Raw genomic sequence first — 603 nt, forward strand, 5'->3', positions numbered from 1 at the left:
CAGTTACAAACTCTTCTATATTACTTTTTTATTAACCCGAATTTGGGTTATTATTTATCATGATATATGGTCTGTATTTGCCCGTCATCTTTTTTCAATACAATATGAGCAACACCTCCTTTGGCACTTTTTAGGGTTCCTGTGATTACCCAAAACCTCCCACCCAAAAGGGTTATGCTATAAGGCTTCTCATCATCCATCTCTTTCCTCCCATATTTGGCTGCGAGGATACAATCTGCTATGGTGTATGCCATTTCAGGCGATTCAATCATACCTTTAGTTTGATTATACACGCCTAAGGGATCATAGTCTTTGACATAACTTATGTCTTTGATATTACCCCTGAAATTGATGATATTACTTGGTTTTTCCCCTATATAGACATAGTTTGTTTTGCACCTATTGTTTTTAACCTTTGATATATTGCTTACTAAAACACCGCACCAAAAAGTTGCGAATACGATAATAATGTATATTCCCTTTTTCATAACTCTTGTTAATATATTGTATATTTATTAATATCATTTTCTATTGGTTCAATATAATTGATAGTATTTTCATTCACTCTAGTTGGGTCATTGGGGTCACTTGGCATATCATTAA

General features: G+C 33.5%; 1 protein-coding gene. It reads right to left on the minus strand.

What is annotated here, in order from left to right; all coding sequences use genetic code 11:
• Window positions 1–50: 50 nt before the first annotated feature.
• Complete coding sequence (locus CIK92_RS10835) at window positions 51–488, minus strand: YbbC/YhhH family protein (RefSeq protein WP_022309837.1); 438 nt, start codon at window positions 486–488, stop codon at window positions 51–53.
• Between the last annotated feature and the right edge of the window lie 115 nt (window positions 489–603).

It is taken from the genome of Prevotella sp. P4-67, assembly GCF_002251325.1.
Taxonomy (GTDB): Bacteria; Bacteroidota; Bacteroidia; order Bacteroidales; family Bacteroidaceae; genus Prevotella.

What these genes read in the sequence shown, in the direction of transcription:
- CIK92_RS10835 (WP_022309837.1), bottom strand. Translation starts at nt 488, where the DNA reads ATGAAAAAGGGAATATACATTATTATCGTATTCGCAACTTTTTGGTGC.